The sequence below is a fragment of the Ralstonia insidiosa genome (genome assembly GCF_008801405.1).
In the GTDB taxonomy this organism is placed as follows: domain Bacteria; phylum Pseudomonadota; class Gammaproteobacteria; order Burkholderiales; family Burkholderiaceae; genus Ralstonia; species Ralstonia insidiosa.
The window spans coordinates 24,741-42,895 of record NZ_VZPV01000003.1 but is presented as its reverse complement, the minus strand read 5'-3'; the positions used below and the strand labels follow the sequence as shown (position 1 = coordinate 42,895).

Sequence of the window (18,155 nt, the reverse complement as noted above, 5' to 3'; positions counted from 1 at the left end):
GCGGTGGCGCACACCGATCCACCGGAGCCAACCTCCGCGACCAGGATGTCAACGTGACCCAAACCCACCTCGAAACGACGCCCGCGCGCTATGGCGCGGCGCTGGAGAAAGACCTCTTTGACCGCGTCGCCGCCGTGCACGCGCCACACCTGCCGCCTTCACGCACCGAGCCACCGCGCGATGCGCAAACCCCAGAAGAACGGGAAGGGGTGATCGACTACGCGCTGTGGAACGCCGCGCACGATCTTTTCATCGTGCAACTGGCAAGCGCCGGGCTGGACCGGCTGTTTCGCGACGAGCCCGAGTTTCAGCTCGCGCTCTCACGACAGATTGGCGACGACGGCTTTCACGCGGTGGCCTCGCGCGAGCGCATCCGCGTGCTGTCGGGGCACGACCAGATCGACCGCATTGCGCAAGACGTACGCCACCACTGGGACATCCTGGGCGACTACCCGCTGACCAGCCAGGCCGCCTTCCTCGCATGGGAGTTCCACTACGAGCATCACATCCTCGCGCGGCTGCAGGTCAACCGGCGCACCTCGCGTGTGCTCGATCTCGCCAACCGCGACTTTGCCGAGAACCGCATCATGCCGGACGAAGAGGTGCACCGCATCCTCATCACCGAGTGGTGGCATAACAAGCTCAATGCCGCATCGGATGCGCAACGCGAACAACTCGTCGGTGAAGTGCTGGAAGCCGACGACAAGCTGCAAGTGCTCCTGGGCGACTACCTGCGCGAATCATGGGCACTGAACGAACGCGCGGCCGGCATCGATACGCGCAACCATGTTCCGCTTTACGACGCGTGGCGGCGCGAGATCCTTGGCGTGCTGCTGCAGCGCCCTGCTGATGCGCTGCCCACCCTGACCAGCCTGGGTGCCTGAACACGATGGCCAAGAAACCGATCCTGCTCAACGCGTTCAACATGAACTGCGTGGGCCACATCAACCACGGCCTGTGGACCCACCCGCGCGATACCTCCACCGATTACCGCAAGCTCAGCTACTGGACCGACCTCGCCAAGTTGCTGGAGCGTGGCCTGTTCGACGGCTTGTTCATTGCCGACATCGTGGGCGTGTACGACGTCTACCAACAATCGGCCGACCTCACGCTGCGTGAGTCGATCCAGCTGCCGGTGAATGATCCGCTGATGCTGGTTTCCGCCATGGCGGGCGTGACGGAGCATCTCGGTTTCGGCCTGACCGTCAACCTGACGTATGAAGCGCCGTACCTGTTTGCGCGGCGCTTTTCCACGCTCGATCACCTGACCGACGGGCGTGTCGGTTGGAACATCGTCACCGGCTATCTGGACAGCGCGGCACGCGCCATGGGCCTGCGCGAACAGATCGCGCACGACGAGCGCTATGACCGCGCGGATGAGTTTCTTGATGTGGTCTACCAACTGTGGGAAGGCAGCTGGGAAGACGATGCGGTGCTGCGTGATCGCGCCGCACGCGTGTTCGCACAGCCCGACAAGGTGCACCGCATCCAGCATCACGGCCGCTACTACGACGTGGAGGGCTACCACCTGAGCGAGCCGTCACCACAGCGCACGCCGGTGCTGTTTCAGGCGGGCTCATCCGCACGCGGACAGACCTTTGCGGGGCAGCATGCGGAATGCGTGTTCCTGTCGAGCCAGAGCCAATCAGCCACGCGCGATCAGGTGGCGCAGTTGCGGCAAGCCGCCGTGCAGGCTGGGCGCCGAGCAGAGGACGTCAAAGTCTTCATGGGCATCACCGTCGTGGTCGACAAGACCGAGAAGCTGGCCCGCGAAAAGCTCGCCGAATACCAACGCTACGCCAGTGCGGAAGCCGGTCTTGCGCATTTCTCGGCAGGCTCCGGCATCGACTATTCGACCTATGCCTTGGACGATCCGCTGCGCGCGGTGAAGACGAATGCGATCGAGTCCTCCATCCGCCGCGCCACTGGCGGCGACACGCAGTTCACCGTACGGCGACTGCTTGATCAGCTGGCATTGGGCGGCCGCTACGCCACCATCGTGGGCGACCCGCAGCAGGTAGCCGACGCGCTGCAGCAGTGGATGGATGTGACCGACATCGACGGCTTCAACCTGGCGCGCACCGTCACGCCGGAAAGCTATGCGGATTTCATCGATCTGGTGGTGCCGGAGTTGCAGAACCGCGGTGTCTACAAGACCGCGTATGCGCCTGGCACCTTGCGCCGCAAACTGTTTGGCGCCGACCGTTTGCCGGACGCCCACCCGGGCGCGCAACGGCGCCGGCAACCTGCACAGGAGCTGGCGGACCAACCCTAGGCACTGGTCGTTGGCGCGCCCAGCATCTGTTGAAAGAGCGGAAGCAACGCTTCGTACGTACCCAGGTAGCCCGTTGATCCGGCATGGCGCGACGCACGCGCGGCGCAGAACAGTTCGTTGCGCAAATCGACAAGCGATGCGCGCCTGCGCTCGCGTGCGGCGCTGGTGCACGCCTCAAACGAGCCCAGCTCTTCATAGCCGTTGAACGACATGGCAAAAGCGAAGACGCCCGACACATCGGCCGGGTCAGGCAGGTCTTGCCAGGAAATTTCGTTTTTCATGATGCCCCCCGCATGACCAAACCGCCGCTCAGGCGGCCGAGACTTCCTGCACGCTGACCGCGACTTCCACACGATGCTCGCCACCGCCGAGGATCATGCCGCGCAGCAACGACACATCGCTGTAGTCGCGGCCGATCGCCAACGTCACGTGATCCAGATCGGCCAGCACATCGTTGGTCGGGTCCAGATCCACCCAACCGCTTTGCGGGCAAAACACCGACACCCACGCGTGCGAGGCATCGGCCCCAATCAGGCGCGGTTGTCCGGCCGGGGGCTCGGTACGCAGATAGCCGCTCACGTAGCGCGCAGGCAACCCGAGCGCGCGCAGGCAACCGATCATCACCTGCGAAAAGTCCTGGCACACACCGCGGCGCAGGCGAAACGCTTGCGCTGCAGGCGTATCGAAAGCGGTTGCCGTGGGTGCGTATTCAAAGTCGGTGTGAATGCGATGCATCAGGCTGATGGCACCGGCCACCACTGGCACCCCGGGCTCAAAACTCTGTCGCGCGTAGGCCTGCAACTCCGGGCTCAGCACGATGTTGGGCGAGGCAAAACAGAATTCGGCTTCCGGGTAGAACACGGAGCCCGCCTGATATCGCAGACATTGCGCGACATCCTCCCATGCCGGCGTGGCGGCCGGGTCCAGGCCACGCCAGCGCGGCAGCAGCTGTACCGTGGTCTCGCTGGTCATGCGCAGGCTTTCATGCGGCGTGTCGAGCGAGAAATACAGCACGTCGTTGCCGAAACCATCCACGCGACTGGTCACGTACGAGGGCGAAGGATCAATGTGCTCCTGATGCGCAACGATCGTCTGCCACATACACGCGCGCGGGCGAATGGTGGCCAAATGCTGGGCGGTCTCCACCGCCGTCGCGTAGTGGTAGACGGTGCTGTGCGAAACCGACAGAACTGTGGCGTGCGCGTCCATCAGGCCACCTGTGCGGTCGGAATGCTGGCGTGGCTGAAGTAGCGCGCGCTGATTTCATTGGAAGCCGCCGCCACATAGTCACCCAGCGTGTCGCACAGGCGGATGAGGTTGGCGTAGCGCCCCTCGGCATCGATCTCACACAAGGCTTCGAGGGACGGCAGCGTCGCGACCTCGGGCATCAACTCCGCAAACCGCGTGCGGCGTGTACTGGCAGCGGCGCGCTCGATCTGCCCCAGCTTGGTCCGCAGCCGGTCATACACACCGTACAGCCCGCGCGGGTTACTCGGCTCGACCACCAGCAGATCAAGCAGTGCAGGCACCTCCAGGCGCCCCGGATACATTGACCGGTACGTCAGCGTGCTGTCAAACAGCTGCAGCAGCAGGTCAAAACCTTCGGCGGTGGCCAGCGTGCCCTGCTCGGCCAGCACGCGCAGGAAGGTGGTCATGGCCCACACGCGCTCGATGTGGCGCCCGGCAAACAGCAGGCGCCAGGCCTCGTCGCGCGTCATGCGGTCACCCTGCGCGCCACTGATGGCGGAAAGTTGCGTGGCCAGGTACTCCAGCAAGTCAACCAGGGCCACGCGATCATGGGGGCCATCCGTCATCAGGTTGGCGAGCCCATCGCGAAAATCGTTGCGTGCCGCAAGGATGATGCGCCAATGGTCGTTCGATAGGCGCCCGCGCACCTCGCCAGACGCTCGCGCCTGCGCAGCCAGACATTGGCCAATGCCTGTCGTACCCGACTGCTCGCTCAAGCCAACCACCAACGCCCGCTCAAATGCCTGCGGGCTGCTGCGCGCAAACACGTCGGCGGTAAAGATCAGGCCGGACTCGGACGCCAACTCAGTCAGCGTGGCAAACATCGTGTCCGCATCATTGGCTTCGAGCGAGCCGAGGATCAGGCGGCACAGTCGCACGCCGTTCTCGGCGCGCTCGCCATAGCGGCCGGACCAGAACAGGTTCTCCGCCGCCCGGCTCGATACCGTGTGATGCTTGCGCGCCAGATCGGCTGGCCGGATCGGCGACGGTAGCAGCGTGAACGGCGCAGCGGGTTGCGGCTGGTTCGACAGCACCCAGGTGTCGACACTGCTACCGCCCATTTGCATCGATGGGGAAACTTGCCGATTGGCCGCGAGGCGTGTGAAGCCGCCGGGCATGACATGCCAGCCGCCAGCCAGATCGGCAATGGCATAAACGCGCAGCACCGAGGGCCGGCCGGCCAGCATGCCAGCCTCGTAGCGCGGCGTGCAGGAATAGGGCAGCGGCGCCTGAATCGTGAAGGCCTCGGGAGCCCGATCGATGCGCGCATGCCAGTCGGCCAGTGTCTGTTGGCCCTGCGCCATGCCGGGTGGGCCATCGGGGCTTTCGCTGGGCCAGCCGGGCCACGTTGGCAGCAGCAGCCCGGTGGTCAATCGGGCCTGCGCTTCATTGCGCGCCAGCGCCTCACCGCACCACCACGTCGGCACGCTGGGCAGCACCAGTGGCTCACCCAGCAATGCCTGCGCGATGCGCGGCAGGAAACCCAGCACAGCCGGTGACTCGACAAACCCGGCGCCGGGCACGTTCGACACCATCACATTGCCCGCACGCATCACCTGCAGCAGACCCGGCACCCCGATGGTGGAATCGGCGCGCAGCTCCACCGGGTCGCAAAACACGTCGTCCAGGCGGCGCAGCACAGCATGCACGCGCTCCAGGCCGTTGAAGGTCTTCAGATAAAGCTTGTCGCCACGCACCGTCAGGTCTTTACCTTCGGCCAGCGTCACCCCCAGATAGCGCGCCAGAAAGGCGTGTTCAAAATAGGTTTCGCTGAAGGGGCCGGGGGTGAGCAGCACGATGTGCGGCGAACCGCCCGCCTCGTCCCCACGCATCGTGGTGTGGGCGGCAGCGGCCAACGCGCCGATCAACTGCGAATACGTTGGCGCGAGACGCGTGGCGTGCAACTCGCGAAACGCATCGGCAAACAGGCTGGAGACGATCAGCCGGTTCTCCAGTGCATACCCCAGGCCGGAGGGCGCCTCCGTGCGGTGGCCGACAACAGTCCAGGTGCCGTCGGGTGCGCGGGCCAGATCCACCGCCACGATCTGCAGGTAGTGCCCGCCCGGCGGCGTATAACCGCGTACGGCACGCAGGTAGCCCGGATGGCCGAACACCAGCGCAGGCGGCACCAGCCCCTGCGCAAGCAACGATTGTGGGCCGTAGGTATCCGCCACGATGGCGTTGAGCAACCGTGCACGCTGGGTAACGCCCTGCTCGATCACCGCCCAGTCTGCGTGATCAATCAGAAACGGCAGCACGTCGAGCGCCCACGGGCGGGGCTCGCCCTTGTCGGCGTAGACGTTGTAGCTGATGTCGTTGTCGCGCACCTGCTGCGCGACGGAAGCGCGGGCCTGCTCCAGCCCGACCAAGCCGCCCTCGCGCACATGCTCGAAAAACTGCCGCCAAGGCGCACGCAACGCGCCCGTCGCGTCGTGCAGCTCATCCCAGTGGCCCTCCCGCACCGGCAACATGCGAAGGAGGGCCAGCACATCCGCGTGGGCGGCAGCGGGCTGTAGTGGATCAAGCGGCAGGGTCGACTGGTAAGACAAGATCGGCTTGGCTGGAAGAGATTAGTAGCGGCGTAAATCCAGCGTAAACGGAAACTCCAGACTGCGCTCGGGCGCCCTCACCTCCATCGGGCCGGGCGTGTGCCCGGTGGTGAAGAAGCGCGCGCGGCGGCGGCTTTCCGCCTCATAAGCGTTGACTGGAAACGTCTGGTAGTTGCGTCCACCCGGATGCGCCACATGATACTGGCAACCACCCAGCGAACGGCCGGTCCAGGTATCGGCCAAGTCGAACGTCAGCGGCGCATGCTCGCCAATGGTCGGGTGCAAGGCCGATGGCTGCGACCACGCCCGGAACCGCACCCCCGCCACCTGCTCGCTTACGCGGCCGGTTGGTTGCAATGGCAAGGGAATGCCGTTGACCGTCACCACGTGGCGGTTCTCGTTCAGCCCCAGCACGCGCACCTCCAACCGCTCGACCGAGGAATCGACATAGCGCACCGTGCCGCCCTGCGCACCCTCCTCGCCCATCACGTGCCAGGGTTCGAGCGCCGCACTGAGCGTGAGCGAGATCCCGCCCGTATGCAGCTCGCCCACCAGCGGGAAGCGGAACGAAAAATGCGGTGCAAACCAGTGGCGCTCAAAGGCGTAGCCTGCTTCGCGCAGGTCGGCGAGCACGTCGTCGAAATCCATCTGTACGAAGGTGCCGAGCAGGAAGCGGTCGTGCAGCTCCGTGCCCCAGCGCGTGAGGCGCGTGGTGTACGGCGTCTTCCAGAAGCGGGCGACCAGCGCGCGCAGCAGCAGTTGCTGCACGAGGCTCATGCGCGCGTGCGGCGGCATCTCGAAACCGCGCAGCTCCAGCAGGCCCAGGCGCCCCGTGGGGCCGTCGGGCGAATAGAGTTTGTCGATACAGAACTCGGCGCGGTGCGTGTTGCCGGTCACGTCGATCAGGATGTTGCGCAGGATGCGGTCGATCAGCCAGGGCTGAATGCTGGCCCCATCCACCCCCCCCAGGCGATCAAGCTGACGCTGCAGCTCCGCAAACGCGATCTCCAGTTCGTACACCTGATCATTGCGCGCCTCGTCCACGCGCGGCGCCTGGCTGGTCGGCCCGATGAACAGCCCCGAGAACAGATACGACAGCGACGGATGGTTGTGCCAGTACGCAATCAGGCTCGCCAGCAGATCGGGCCGGCGCAGGAACGGGCTATCCGCCGGCGTGGCCCCGCCCAGCACGAAGTGGTTGCCGCCGCCGGTGCCGGTGTGGCGGCCGTCGAGCATGAACTTCTCGGTGCTCAGGTACGACTGGTGGGCCGATTCGTAGAGGTATTCGGTGTGGTCGACCAAATCATCCCAGTTGCTGGCGGGGTGGATGTTGACCTCGATCACACCGGGATCGGGCGTCACCTGTAGCAACTTCAGGCGCGGGTCGCGCGGCGGCGGATAGCCTTCGATAACGACCTGCACGCTCAACTCGGCGGCGGTTGCTTCCACGGCGGCCAGCAGGTCGAGGTAGTCGTCCAACACCGTCAGCGGCGGCATGAATACGTGCAGTTGGCTGCGGCCGGAGCCGAAGGTGTCGCTCTCGACCTTGGGGCCGGCAGCGCGGGCGGGGTCGCGCGCTTCGACGCACAGCGCGGTGCGGTGGACCCACGAGGCGGATTCGCTGTGTGCCGGCATACGGGCATCGAGGGCCGTGCCTGTGCCGCCTGCGGCGGATGCGGCTTTCGCTGCCGCGCCGGCAGACTCCCCCTGGTATTGCATGCGCAGCTCCGCCGCCGTGCGCAGCGGGGCGATGGGGCCGAACGGATCGTGCGCATGCTGATACGGATAGTCGCTCTTGCTGACCCACGGCAGCGAGTCGAGCGGCAGGCGATAGCCCATCGGCGAATCGCCGGGAATCAAATACATGCGGTCATCGCGGAAGAACCACGGGCTGGTCACCCAGCGCGCACCGGCCAGCGCGGCATCGTGTTCGCGCGCCAGCGGCAAAACGTAGCCGGTGACGGCTGACAGGCCGGCATCGAACACGCGGCGCAGGCGCACGCGTTCCATTTCATCGTCGAGCCGCGAATCAAACGGGTCGACATTCACCGGCAGGCGCCGCTCGCGCCAGAGGTAGTACCACGTGTCTTCATAGCCGGGCTGGATGCATTGCTCGTCCACCGACAGCTTGCGCGCCAGATGGTGCAGAAAGCGCTGCGCATCGGCAGCGGTGTAGCGGCCGGGCTCGCGTTCGTCGGCAAACAGCGTTGGATCATTCCAGCACGGCTGGCCATCAGCCCGCCAGTAGAGCGACAGCGCCCAGCGCGGCAACTGCTCGCCGGGGTACCACTTGCCCTGGCCGATATGCAGGAAGCCGTTGGCACCGTAGCGCTGGCGCAGCTTGTCCATCAGCCCGACGGCGTAGCTGCGCTTGGTGGGGCCAAGGGCGTCGGTGTTCCACTCGGCGGCATCGCGGTCGCGCACGGCCACGAAGGTGGGCTCGCCGCCCATGGTCAGGCGCACGTCCATGGCGTCGAGGTCAGCGTCCACCTGCGCGCCCATACGCACGACGTCTTCCCAGTGCGCCTCGGTGTACGGCTTGGTCACGCGCGGAGCCTCCAGCACGCGCGTGATCGACATCGTGTGCTCGAATTCGACCTCGCACTCATCCACCGCGCCCGAGATGGGCGCCGCGCTGCCAGGCTCCGGCGTGCAGGCCACGGGGATATGCCCCTCGCCCGCCAGCAGGCCGGAGGTCGGGTCAAAGCCGATCCAGCCTGCGCCGGGCAGGTACACCTCGCACCAGGCATGCAGGTCGGTGAAATCCACCTCGGTGCCGCTGGGGCCGTCGACGGCTTTTACGTCCGGCGTGAGCTGCAACAGATAGCCGGACACAAAGCGCGCCGCCAGCCCCAGTTGCCGCAGCGTCTGCACCATCAGCCAGCCCGTATCGCGGCACGAACCGGAGCCGAGCGACAGGGTCTCTTCCGGCGTCTGCACGCCGGGCTCCATGCGGATCAGGTAGCGGATGTCCTGCTGCAGTCGCTGGTTCAACTCCACCAGGAAATCGATGGTGCGGCGCGGCGTGCGGTCAATGCTGGCGACAAACGCGGCAAAGTGCGGCGTCATCTCCCGCTTGACGAGGTAGGGCGCCAGCTCGGCGGCCAGCGCATCGTCGTAGGTGAACGGAAATTCCTCAGCCTCAGGCGTCAGGAAGAAGTCGAACGGGTTGTAGACCGCCATCTCGGCAACCAGGTCGATGGTCACCTTGAACTCACGCGTCTTGTGCGGAAATACCAGCCGCGCCTGGTAGTTGGCAAACGCGTCTTGCTGCCAGTTGATGAAATGCTCGGCCGGCTCCACCCGCATCGAATACGAATGGATGGGCGTACGGCAGTGCGGCGCCGGCCGCAGGCGCACCACCTGCGGCGACAGCTCGACGAGCCGGTCATAGCGATAATGGGTAACGTGGTTTAGCGCGACTCGGATCGACACACGGACTCCTCGGTGGCTCGTAATGACGTGCCGGCGCGGTGCCGGCGGGCGGTTCAAGCAAGGTTCATGCCGTTTGTGCGGCATGCCCGGCTTTGGGCGACAAGCCATCGTGCCACGCGTGCACAGCCGTGCGTATGACACGCCAATGCGGTACAACGCTTGCTGGACGGCTCGCCGCTGCCATCCCACCATCTTGGTTGGCGAGCACCCCGAACGCCAGCCCTTGCCCCGCCCCTGGATCACCATGAAAACGTTCCACTGCAACCGTTGCCAGCAGCTCGTCTTCTTTGAAAACGTCTTGTGCGAGCGCTGCGACGCCCTGCTCGGCTACCTGCCTGACGTGGGCGAGATCAGCGCGTTTGAAGCCACTGGCGAAACAGCAGAGGCTGGAGACAACCTCTGGCGCAGCCTGCACCCAGATGCGCACGGCCAACTCTACCGCCAATGCCACAACTACGCGGTCGAAAACGTCTGCAACTGGATGATCCCGGCAGATTCGCCCGACACACTGTGCCGCGCCTGCCAGTTCACCGACACCATCCCCGACCTGACCGTGCCGGAAAACCGGTTCTACTGGTACAAGATGGAGGTCGCCAAGCGCCGGCTGCTCTATACGCTCATGACGCTGGGCCTGCCGCTGGAATCGCGCCTGGAAAACCCCGAAACCGGGCTGGAATTTGCGTTTCTGCAAAGCAAGGAAGACAGCGAGCCCGTGATGACCGGCCACAACCACGGCCGCATCACGCTCAACGTTGTCGAAGCCGACGATGCCGCGCGCGAAAAAGCCCGCACCGACCTGCGCGAGCCCTATCGCACGCTGCTCGGTCACTTCCGTCACGAATCCGGGCACTACTTCTTTGATCGCCTGATTGCCGGCAAGCCGATGTGGGAAGCCGCGTTCCGCCTGCGCTTTGGCGATGAACGCGCCAGCTATGCCGACGCGCTCAAGGCGTATTACGACAATGGGCCGCCGGCCGACTGGGCGCAGCACTACATCAGCGCCTACGCCACCATGCACCCATGGGAAGACTGGGCCGAAACCTGGGCGCACTACCTGCACATGGTCGACGCACTGGACACCGCCGTGTCGTACGGCCTGGCCCTGCTGCCCGACCACCCGCAAGAGCCCGAACTGACCGACCAGACCCCAGTGGAAGAAGCCAGCTTCAACAACCTGATGAGCCGCTGGTTTCCGCTCACCTACGTGCTCAACAGCCTCAATCGCAGCCTGGGGCAGCCCGATGGCTACCCGTTCACGCTGGCATCCCCCGTGATCGACAAGCTGCGTTTCGTGCACCGCGTCATCGCAACCTCCGCCAAGAAACCCGGTTGATCGCACCAATGTTGTGCGATGCAGGCGCCAATTTGGATCGAGGGAATAATTCGTGCGGCTGAGGCGTTTACCATCCAGAAGGTCAATCCCAGCCTTCCCCCGGAGAACGCCATGCCAAGACAACTCAGCAGATGGATCAGCCTGACGGCACTTGCCCTGTGCGCGTGTGCCTCGCTCAACCCGGTGCAGACCGCGCAAAAGATGATCGGCCAGCCAGAAAGTGCCGTGCAAGAAACCTTTGGCGCACCCACCGAGACCTATCAGCTTGCGGGCGGCACGCACCGCTGGATCTATTCCAAGCAGCCGCTCGGGCACGAGGTCTATGCCGCCGATTTTGACGCCAGCGGCAAGCTCATCAGCTACCGGCAGATGCTGACTGAAAAGGAAATCTACGAAGCGCGCCCCGGTGTGTGGACCAAGCGCGATGTGCTTGAACGCTTCGGCACACCGAAAGAACCAACGCAGTACTACCCGCTCATGAAGCGCGAGGCGTGGTCATACCGGATGTATGTTGCCGGATATCAGCAGGCGCACTTCAATGCCCTATTCGACGACAACGGTGTGCTGGACCGCACGATGATCGTCGTCGATCCGCTTGGCGGCGATCACCACAGCCGCAAGTGATGCCCAGGTGATACCCGGCGGCGCATTGCACGCCGCCGGTCATTCGCCATGCTTAGGCCAGCGCCGACGCAATCGCCTGCGCCAGTTCATTGGCCTCGAACTTGGCGACGTAGCCATTGGCACCCACGCGGCGCACATGGTCCTCATTGGCCGAGCCCGACAGCGACGAGTGAATCACCACCGGAATCGACTGGAACGCCGGCTCGGTCTTGATCTTGCGCGTGAGCGTAAAGCCGTCCATCTCGGGCATTTCCAGATCGGTCAGCACCAGGGCGATCTTGTCGCGCACGGTCTTGCCCTCGCGGGCTGCATCACGGGCGATGTTCTGCAGCGTGTCCCACGCTTCCTGGCCGCTCTTGGTCATCACGTAGGGGGTGCCCATCGCTTCCAGACCATTGGCAATCAGTGAGCGCGCGAGGCCCGAATCGTCAGCCACCAGCAGCTTGGCGCCCGGGGGCAGCTTGATCGGACGCTCGTCATTGTCGGGGGCCAGATCGGTGCGGCGCGTCGGGAATACGTCCACCAGGATCTGCTCGACGTCGATCACCTGCGCCAGACGCGAGTTGTCGGCGTTGCCGTCCAGGCGTGCCAGGCTGGTGATGTTGCTGCTGCCTACGCTGGCCTCAGCCGGGAAGATCTGGCTCCATTCCAGGCGGACGATCTCATCCACCTCTTCCACCGCAAAACCTTGCGTGGAACGCGCGTACTCGGTAATCAGCAGGATGTTGGCATTGCCATTCTTGGTGCCGATCACGCTGGCCAGGTCGATCACCGGGATGATCTGACCGCGCACGTTCACCGCGCCCAGGATGTGGGCACCGGCATCCGCCACGTGCGTCACTGGCGGCATGACCATGATCTCGCGCACCTTGAACACGTTGATGCCGAACATTTCGCGCTGGTTGGATCGCGCAGATTCGCCCAGGCGGAACAGCAACAGCTCAAAGCGGTTGTTGTTCGTCAGATTGGTCCGTTCATCGACTTCCAGTTGCGAATGCAGTGACATTTGCGTCTTCCCCCCGTTCAAGCACACGTTATGTGGCGGTAAACGGCACGCCCGCATGCAACTAAAGAGGCAACTTGAAGGGATTTACGAATGTGAACGCCACGCCCTTCCAGCGTGGGGAGACGGCCGCCTAGGCAACCTTCACATGCGCGACCAGAAAGTCCAGAAACGCCCGTACACGCGCCGGCAAATGCGCGCCCTGACCGACATAAACCGCGTGAATATCTTCGGTTTCGCCGGGGTTGTACTCCTCTAGTACCGGCACGAGACGGCCGGCATCAAGATCCGCCCGCACCTGAAACTCGGCCAGCCGCGCCAGGCCCAGGCCGGCCACGGCCACCGCGCGTAGGGCCTCGCCGTCGCTGATCTGCGTGTTGCCCTGCGGCATGACCTCGGTGCGGCGCCCCCGTTTCGTGAAAGGCCAGCCGTTGACCGCACGCACGTAGCTGAACGCCAGGCAGTTGTGATTGGCCAGGTCGGCCGGCATGCGCGGGGTGCCCATACGCGCCAGATAACCGGGTGAAGCCACGACCATCAGCCGTGTCTGCCCCAGCTTGCGCGCGACCAGGCGGGAGCTCTTCAGCGGCCCGCTACGCAGTGCAACATCGGTGCGGTCTTCAAGCAGATCGACCACCCGATCCGTGAGTGCAATGTCGAGCGACACCTGCGGATGACACTCCAGAAACGCCGGCACGATTGGCAGCAGCAGATGGGTGCCGACCGGCACATTGGCGTTCACACGCAACCGCCCCGACGGCTGCGCACCGGCTGACGCCTCGCGCTCGGCCTCGTCCAGATCTGCCAGCACCGCCACGCTGCGTTCATAAAATGCCGCGCCTTCCGGCGTGAGCTGAAAGCGCCGCGTTGACCGGTTCACCAGCCGTGCGCCAAGCCGCGCTTCCAGCCGCGCCACCAGCTTGCTCACCGCCGACGGCGTCATCCGGCACGCCCGCGCCGCCGCTGAAAACCCGCCCTGCTCCACCACCCGCACGAAGACTTCCATCTCGCCAAAGCGATTGATATCAAGCCGCGACATTGTGATTTCAATTCATAGATGTTGTGCTTCCAGGCAGTCTATCGCACAAGCCACGGCGTCGACATACTTGGCCGCATTCCGCCACTGCGGCCAGTTTCAAGGACATCGAACCATGCCTGTCGCTTTACTCGCCCTGACCGCCGGTGCATTCGGCATCGGCGTCACCGAATTCGTCTTGATGGGGTTGCTGCTGGAGACCAGTGCAGACCTGCACGTCACCGTCGCCCAGGCGGGCCTGCTGATTTCCGGCTATGCATTCGGCGTCGTGCTGGGTGCCCCGGTACTGACTACGCTCACGGCGCGGTGGCCACGCAAGGCCGTGCTGCTGGGGCTCATGGTCATCTTCACGCTGGGCAACGCGGCTTGTGCGCTGGCACCCAACTACGCCCTGCTGATGACCGCCCGCGTGCTGACCGCATTTGCACACGGCACGTTCTTCGGCGTCGGCTCGGTGGTTGCAACCGGCCTGGTGCCGCCCAACCGGCGTGCCTCGGCCATCGCCATCATGTTCACGGGGCTGACGGTGGCGTCCATCCTGGGCGTGCCGCTGGGCACGTGGCTCGGCCAGGCGTATGGCTGGCGCGCCGCGTTCTGGGCCATCGTGGCCGTTGGTGTGGTGGCGCTGGCCGTCATCGCCCGCTTTGTACCGAACGAACCCGCCCCGCAGGATGCTGGCGACTGGCGCCAAGACATGCGCGTGCTGATGCGCGGCCCCGTGCTGCTCGGCCTGCTGACCACGGTGCTCGGCTATGCCGGCGTGTTTGCGGTGTTCACCTACATCGCCCCGCTCATCATCGAGGTGACGGGCTATACCAGCGCAGCCGTCTCGCCAGTGATGCTCGTGTTTGGCGGCGGGCTCATCGCCGGCAACCTGATCGGCGGGCGACTGGCAGACCGCCACCTGCGCGGCACGCTCATCGGCACCCTCGTTGCCCTGGCCGTGACGCTCGCGCTGATGACGTTTGCTGTGCACGACAAGATGTGGGCCGTGGTGTTCGTGGCATTGCTGGGCGCCGTGGCCTTCTCCACCGTACCGCCACTGCAGATGTGGGTGCTGGAGAAGGCGCAGGGGGCCGGTCAGAGCATCGCATCGAGCTTCAACATCGCGGCGTTCAACCTGGGGAATGCGCTCGGTGCGTGGGTTGGCGGCGTGGTGATCTCACATGGCCCGGGGCTGACCGCCCTGCCTTGGGTTGCCGCCCTGGCCCCCATCGGCGCGCTGCTCCTCATTGCCATCGGCCTGCGCCTGCATGGCACTGAAGATGCCGCAACGCAACGCCCGCAAACGGCCTGATCGCAAAGCACATCACCGCACACCGTCATGACTGCACACCACAAAGTCGCCCTCGTCGTGGGCGCCCAGGGCGTGATCGGCCGCAACCTGATCGACCACCTCGCTACGCTGGATGACTGGCGCATCGTCGGCCTGTCGCGACGTGGCGGCGAGTCGACCGAGCGCGTCCACCACATCGCCGTCGACCTGCTGGATGCGGCTGACACCCGCGCCAAGCTCGGTGCGCTCAGCAACGTCACGCACATCTTCTACGCCGCCTACCAGGACCGCCCGACCTGGGCCGAGCTTGTGCCGCCCAACCTGGCCATGCTGACCAATGTGGTCGATGCCATGGAAGGCGTGGCGCCGCACCTCGCGCATATCAGCCTGATGCAGGGCTACAAGGTCTACGGCGGCCACCTTGGGCCTTTCAAGACCCCGGCACGCGAAACCGACGCGCACTTCATGCCGCCCGAATTCATGTTCGACCAACAGACGTTTCTGGAGGCGCGCCAACACGGCAAGGCGTGGACATGGTCGGCCATCCGCCCGTCGGTGGTCGGCGGCTTTGCGCTGGGCAACCCGATGAACCTGGCGGTGGCGATTGCGGTGTATGCGTCGATGTCGAAAGAACTTGGCCTGCCGCTGCGCTTTCCCGGCAAACCCGGCGCGTACGACCACCTGCTGGAGATGACCGATGCCGGCTTGCTCGCCCGCGCCACGGCGTGGGCCGCCACCGACCCGCGCTGCGCCAATCAGGCCTTCAACATCAACAACGGCGATCTGTTCCGCTGGAGCGAGATGTGGCCCAAGATCGCGCGCTACTTTGATCTGGAGGTCGCCCCGCCACTGCCCCTGTCGCTCGACACCGTCATGGCCGACAAGGCGCCCCTTTGGCAAAGCATGATCGCCAGACACGGGCTGGCCGACACACCGTACCGCGACGTGTCTTCGTGGCGCTTTGCTGACTTCGTGTTCTCGTGGGATTACGACATGTTTGGCGACGGCTCCAAGGCACGCCGCTTCGGCTTTCATGAATACGTGGAGACGGAAGCGATGTTCATGCGTATCTTCGACGACTTGCGACGGCGCAAAATCATTCCGGGCTAGAGCGTCCGGATGCCTCGACCGGCCCGGTCGACTGACCGATCGGGCTAGGGAAATGTCCCGACTCGGGTTTCCTCAGCAAGCGTCGATATAGTAAAGGCGGGACGGTAGCTCATGGGTCGAGCAGCGCCGGTTTACCGACGCAGGCAGGCAGGTTCAAGTCCTGTACGTCCCACCATTTCTTCGACAATGGCGCGCTTTTCCGGATGCAGGAAAAGCGCGCCATTTCAATGCTTCGCGCTCTGATAGTGCGCCTCCAGGCAGCGCACCACCTCAGGTGCAGGCGTCAATTCGCCCTCCACATCAATCTCCCCGCTCGCCACCACAATCCGGACGACCGCCGAGCCGCGGTCGCCTGGGTACCGACGAAGGGTCAACGCAACCTCGGCAGGTGATTCGGCAACGGACTGGAGATCCCAGAACGTTTGGGTCAAATCCACCAGCACGGCGCCGTCAGGCCGCATCACTTTAGGGGCATCGACCCAGTGCGAAGGACGCGCTTCGAATGGTGCCAGGTCGATGAGAATCTGGCCGTTGCAATACGTCTTGGGTTGATTCATGTTGGTTTGCACGCAGGCTGCCGTGTCTATTCACAACCGTTGGAAAGTCTCCGCATAACGGGATTGGGAAAATGAACTCGCGCGATTTCACTTGCCGACGTTTTCATCTCGCGCTCGATCCCCGACCACCAAATATCGCTTAGGCAGTGAACGCGAATCAATCGGCCAATCGCAAATCCCACCGCGAAAAACCGTTCAATGCTTGCCCTATCAGCAAACAAAACAGCACTCGCCTATACAGCAAAACACCCACACAAACTTTTGAACCACTTTTCGATGCGCCCGGAACCGTGGAAAATCGCACACTGATTCCCTCTCTCCACCCTGCGGTTCGGCATGACAGACAACAATCCCTCGGAGACCGCGCGGCACGCTCTCAAGCTGCTGGCCTCACGCAGGTTGGCCCCCACGCCAGACAACTTTGCTGCGGTCTACTACGAAATTGCCGACAGCCAACCCAATGGAGACGCGCAGAACGCAGACCGGATGACGCTGGTGCGGGAGTTGCGCGAACAGCTTGCGCGCACGGTTGAGCACTGCCTGCCTGCGCTGGGCGAAGATGACGTCGCGATCGGCCCGGTTGCCTGGGCATTGATCAAGACCTGTCGCTCAGAAACAGAAAGCCTCACGCACCTGAACACCAAGCTGGCGGCGTTCAACCATCGGCTATCGCTGGTGGCAGATGACCAGAACGAGATCCGCAAATCGCTGCTGGGCCTGCTGCAGCTTGTCTTTGAAAACATCGGCCAGTTGTCGCTGGACGACCGCTGGCTGCGCGGCCAGATTGACGCCCTGTTGAAAGCCAGCGAAGCACCAGTCAACCTGCGACGGCTTGACGACGTACGGCGCCGCCTCAAAGAGGTGATCCACAAACAAGGCGTGCTGAAGGCCAAGTCAGTCGAAGCCCAGGAAGACATGAAACGGCTCCTGGCCTCGTTCATGGAGCGGCTGTCTACGGCTGCTGAAACGTCCGGCGAGCATCACCGGCAGATGGAGGCGTGCGCCAAAAAAATCGAGTCGGCCGAGACCCTCTCCGAGATTGCCCCCGCCATTCAGGACGCACTAGCCGCCACGCGCTGGATGTCGCAGCAGGCCGCCCACAATCGCGACGAGCTTTCGGCAATGAAGCAGAAGGCCGAAGATGCCGCGGCCGAAGTTGCGAGTCTTCGCAAGGCGCTCGACATGGCGTCGGCCTCGGCACGTCACGACCTGCTCACGGGGGCACTCAACCGCAAAGGGCTGGAAGAAGCGTTGGAGCGCGAGGTCGCCCGCGCTGCGCATCAGAACTCGACGCTCTCCATCGCTTTCCTGGACATCGACAACTTCAAATCCATCAACGATGCCCACGGACACAGCCTCGGGGACGATGCCCTGTCACACCTGGCCCAGGTAGCGCGCGAATGCATACGCCCCCAGGACGCACTCGCGCGTTTTGGCGGTGAAGAGTTCGTGATCCTCATGCCCGGCACCTGCCTGGAAGACGGTGTGCAAGCCATCACACGGCTGCAACGCAGCCTCACCCAGCGCTTCTTTGCCGCCGGTGAGACCCGGCTTTTCATCACGTTCTCTGCCGGCGTGGCGGAACTCGGCAAGGATGAAGCCCCGATGGCGGCGATCCAGCGCGCGGACCGTGGCATGTATCAAGCCAAGCGCGCCGGGAAGAACAAGGTCGTCAGTGCGTGACGCGTTTTTTGCATCTGGGCGGACCA

General features: G+C 64.4%; 14 protein-coding genes. 7 read left to right on the top strand and 7 right to left on the bottom strand.

Features of this window, described 5'->3' with window-relative positions; all coding sequences use genetic code 11:
• The first annotated feature begins 53 nt into the window (after window positions 1-53).
• Together F7R11_RS22305 and F7R11_RS22300 are read left to right on the top strand one after the other, a co-directional pair.
• Window positions 54-884 (top strand): hypothetical protein, encoded by an 831-nt coding sequence (locus F7R11_RS22305; RefSeq protein WP_064807753.1) that lies wholly within the window; start codon window positions 54-56, stop codon window positions 882-884.
• 5 nt (window positions 885-889) lie between these two features.
• Window positions 890-2,275 carry an LLM class flavin-dependent oxidoreductase gene (locus tag F7R11_RS22300; RefSeq protein ID WP_064807755.1) on the top strand — a complete coding sequence of 462 codons (1,386 nt, stop codon included), beginning with the start codon at window positions 890-892 and terminating at the stop codon, window positions 2,273-2,275.
• Here the strand turns inward: F7R11_RS22300 and F7R11_RS22295 are convergent.
• Genes F7R11_RS22295 through F7R11_RS22280 form a run of 4 tightly spaced genes read right to left on the bottom strand, consistent with a single transcriptional unit; the run spans window position 2,272 to window position 9,507 of the window.
• On the bottom strand, window positions 2,272-2,556 hold the full coding sequence (locus tag F7R11_RS22295; protein WP_021193694.1) for a hypothetical protein: 285 nt from the start codon (window positions 2,554-2,556) through the stop codon (window positions 2,272-2,274). The two genes, F7R11_RS22300 and F7R11_RS22295, sit on opposite strands and share 4 nt — an antisense overlap.
• A gap of 28 nt (window positions 2,557-2,584) precedes the next feature.
• Window positions 2,585-3,484 (bottom strand): transglutaminase family protein, encoded by a 900-nt coding sequence (locus F7R11_RS22290; protein WP_082932933.1) that lies wholly within the window; start codon window positions 3,482-3,484, stop codon window positions 2,585-2,587.
• The gene (locus tag F7R11_RS22285; protein ID WP_064807760.1) at window positions 3,484-6,072 is read right to left on the bottom strand and encodes a circularly permuted type 2 ATP-grasp protein; all 2,589 of its coding nucleotides are present in this window, start codon (window positions 6,070-6,072) and stop codon (window positions 3,484-3,486) included. Before F7R11_RS22285 ends, F7R11_RS22290 begins: the two co-directional genes overlap by 1 nt.
• A 21-nt stretch (window positions 6,073-6,093) precedes the next feature.
• The gene (locus F7R11_RS22280; protein ID WP_064807762.1) at window positions 6,094-9,507 is read right to left on the bottom strand and encodes a transglutaminase family protein; all 3,414 of its coding nucleotides are present in this window, start codon (window positions 9,505-9,507) and stop codon (window positions 6,094-6,096) included.
• A gap of 244 nt (window positions 9,508-9,751) precedes the next feature.
• Between F7R11_RS22280 and F7R11_RS22275 the strand changes: the two genes are divergently transcribed.
• Together F7R11_RS22275 and F7R11_RS22270 are read left to right on the top strand one after the other, a co-directional pair.
• Complete coding sequence (locus tag F7R11_RS22275) at window positions 9,752-10,840, top strand: zinc-binding metallopeptidase family protein (RefSeq protein WP_064809069.1); 1,089 nt, start codon at window positions 9,752-9,754, stop codon at window positions 10,838-10,840.
• Window positions 10,841-10,951: 111 nt separating this feature from the next.
• Window positions 10,952-11,464 (top strand): hypothetical protein, encoded by a 513-nt coding sequence (locus tag F7R11_RS22270; RefSeq protein WP_064807764.1) that lies wholly within the window; start codon window positions 10,952-10,954, stop codon window positions 11,462-11,464.
• A gap of 52 nt (window positions 11,465-11,516) precedes the next feature.
• Here the strand turns inward: F7R11_RS22270 and F7R11_RS22265 are convergent, their stop codons facing one another.
• Window positions 11,517-12,470, bottom strand: a complete 954-nt coding sequence (locus tag F7R11_RS22265; protein WP_021193688.1) for a chemotaxis protein — start codon at window positions 12,468-12,470, stop codon at window positions 11,517-11,519.
• Between the two features lie 130 nt (window positions 12,471-12,600).
• Window positions 12,601-13,506, bottom strand: coding sequence for a LysR family transcriptional regulator (locus F7R11_RS22260; protein WP_064807767.1), 906 nt, complete (start codon window positions 13,504-13,506; stop codon window positions 12,601-12,603).
• 112 nt (window positions 13,507-13,618) lie between these two features.
• Between F7R11_RS22260 and F7R11_RS22255 the strand changes: the two genes are divergently transcribed.
• Window positions 13,619-14,800 carry an MFS transporter gene (locus tag F7R11_RS22255; RefSeq protein WP_064807769.1) on the top strand — a complete coding sequence of 394 codons (1,182 nt, stop codon included), beginning with the start codon at window positions 13,619-13,621 and terminating at the stop codon, window positions 14,798-14,800.
• Between the two features lie 27 nt (window positions 14,801-14,827).
• Window positions 14,828-15,889 carry an SDR family oxidoreductase gene (locus F7R11_RS22250; RefSeq protein WP_064807771.1) on the top strand — a complete coding sequence of 354 codons (1,062 nt, stop codon included), beginning with the start codon at window positions 14,828-14,830 and terminating at the stop codon, window positions 15,887-15,889.
• A 224-nt stretch (window positions 15,890-16,113) separates the two neighbouring features.
• On the opposite strand, the gene F7R11_RS22245 is transcribed toward F7R11_RS22250, so the two are convergent.
• A complete protein-coding gene (locus F7R11_RS22245) occupies window positions 16,114-16,446 on the bottom strand; it encodes a hypothetical protein (protein ID WP_064807773.1) in 333 nt (110 codons plus the stop codon).
• A gap of 336 nt (window positions 16,447-16,782) precedes the next feature.
• Here F7R11_RS22245 and F7R11_RS22240 point away from each other — a divergent pair, with 336 nt between their 5' ends.
• A complete protein-coding gene (locus F7R11_RS22240; RefSeq protein WP_021193683.1) occupies window positions 16,783-18,129 on the top strand; it encodes a GGDEF domain-containing protein in 1,347 nt (448 codons plus the stop codon).
• Window positions 18,130-18,155 lie beyond the last annotated feature (26 nt).

What these genes read in the sequence shown, in the direction of transcription:
- F7R11_RS22260 (WP_064807767.1), bottom strand. Translation starts at nt 13,506, where the DNA reads ATGTCGCGGCTTGATATCAATCGCTTTGGCGAGATGGAAGTCTTCGTG.
- F7R11_RS22250 (WP_064807771.1), top strand. Translation starts at nt 14,828, where the DNA reads ATGACTGCACACCACAAAGTCGCCCTCGTCGTGGGCGCCCAGGGCGTG.
- F7R11_RS22275 (WP_064809069.1), top strand. Translation starts at nt 9,752, where the DNA reads ATGAAAACGTTCCACTGCAACCGTTGCCAGCAGCTCGTCTTCTTTGAA.
- F7R11_RS22265 (WP_021193688.1), bottom strand. Translation starts at nt 12,470, where the DNA reads ATGTCACTGCATTCGCAACTGGAAGTCGATGAACGGACCAATCTGACG.
- F7R11_RS22245 (WP_064807773.1), bottom strand. Translation starts at nt 16,446, where the DNA reads ATGAATCAACCCAAGACGTATTGCAACGGCCAGATTCTCATCGACCTG.
- F7R11_RS22255 (WP_064807769.1), top strand. Translation starts at nt 13,619, where the DNA reads ATGCCTGTCGCTTTACTCGCCCTGACCGCCGGTGCATTCGGCATCGGC.
- F7R11_RS22295 (WP_021193694.1), bottom strand. Translation starts at nt 2,556, where the DNA reads ATGAAAAACGAAATTTCCTGGCAAGACCTGCCTGACCCGGCCGATGTG.
- F7R11_RS22270 (WP_064807764.1), top strand. Translation starts at nt 10,952, where the DNA reads ATGCCAAGACAACTCAGCAGATGGATCAGCCTGACGGCACTTGCCCTG.
- F7R11_RS22300 (WP_064807755.1), top strand. Translation starts at nt 890, where the DNA reads ATGGCCAAGAAACCGATCCTGCTCAACGCGTTCAACATGAACTGCGTG.
- F7R11_RS22290 (WP_082932933.1), bottom strand. Translation starts at nt 3,484, where the DNA reads ATGGACGCGCACGCCACAGTTCTGTCGGTTTCGCACAGCACCGTCTAC.
- F7R11_RS22240 (WP_021193683.1), top strand. Translation starts at nt 16,783, where the DNA reads ATGACAGACAACAATCCCTCGGAGACCGCGCGGCACGCTCTCAAGCTG.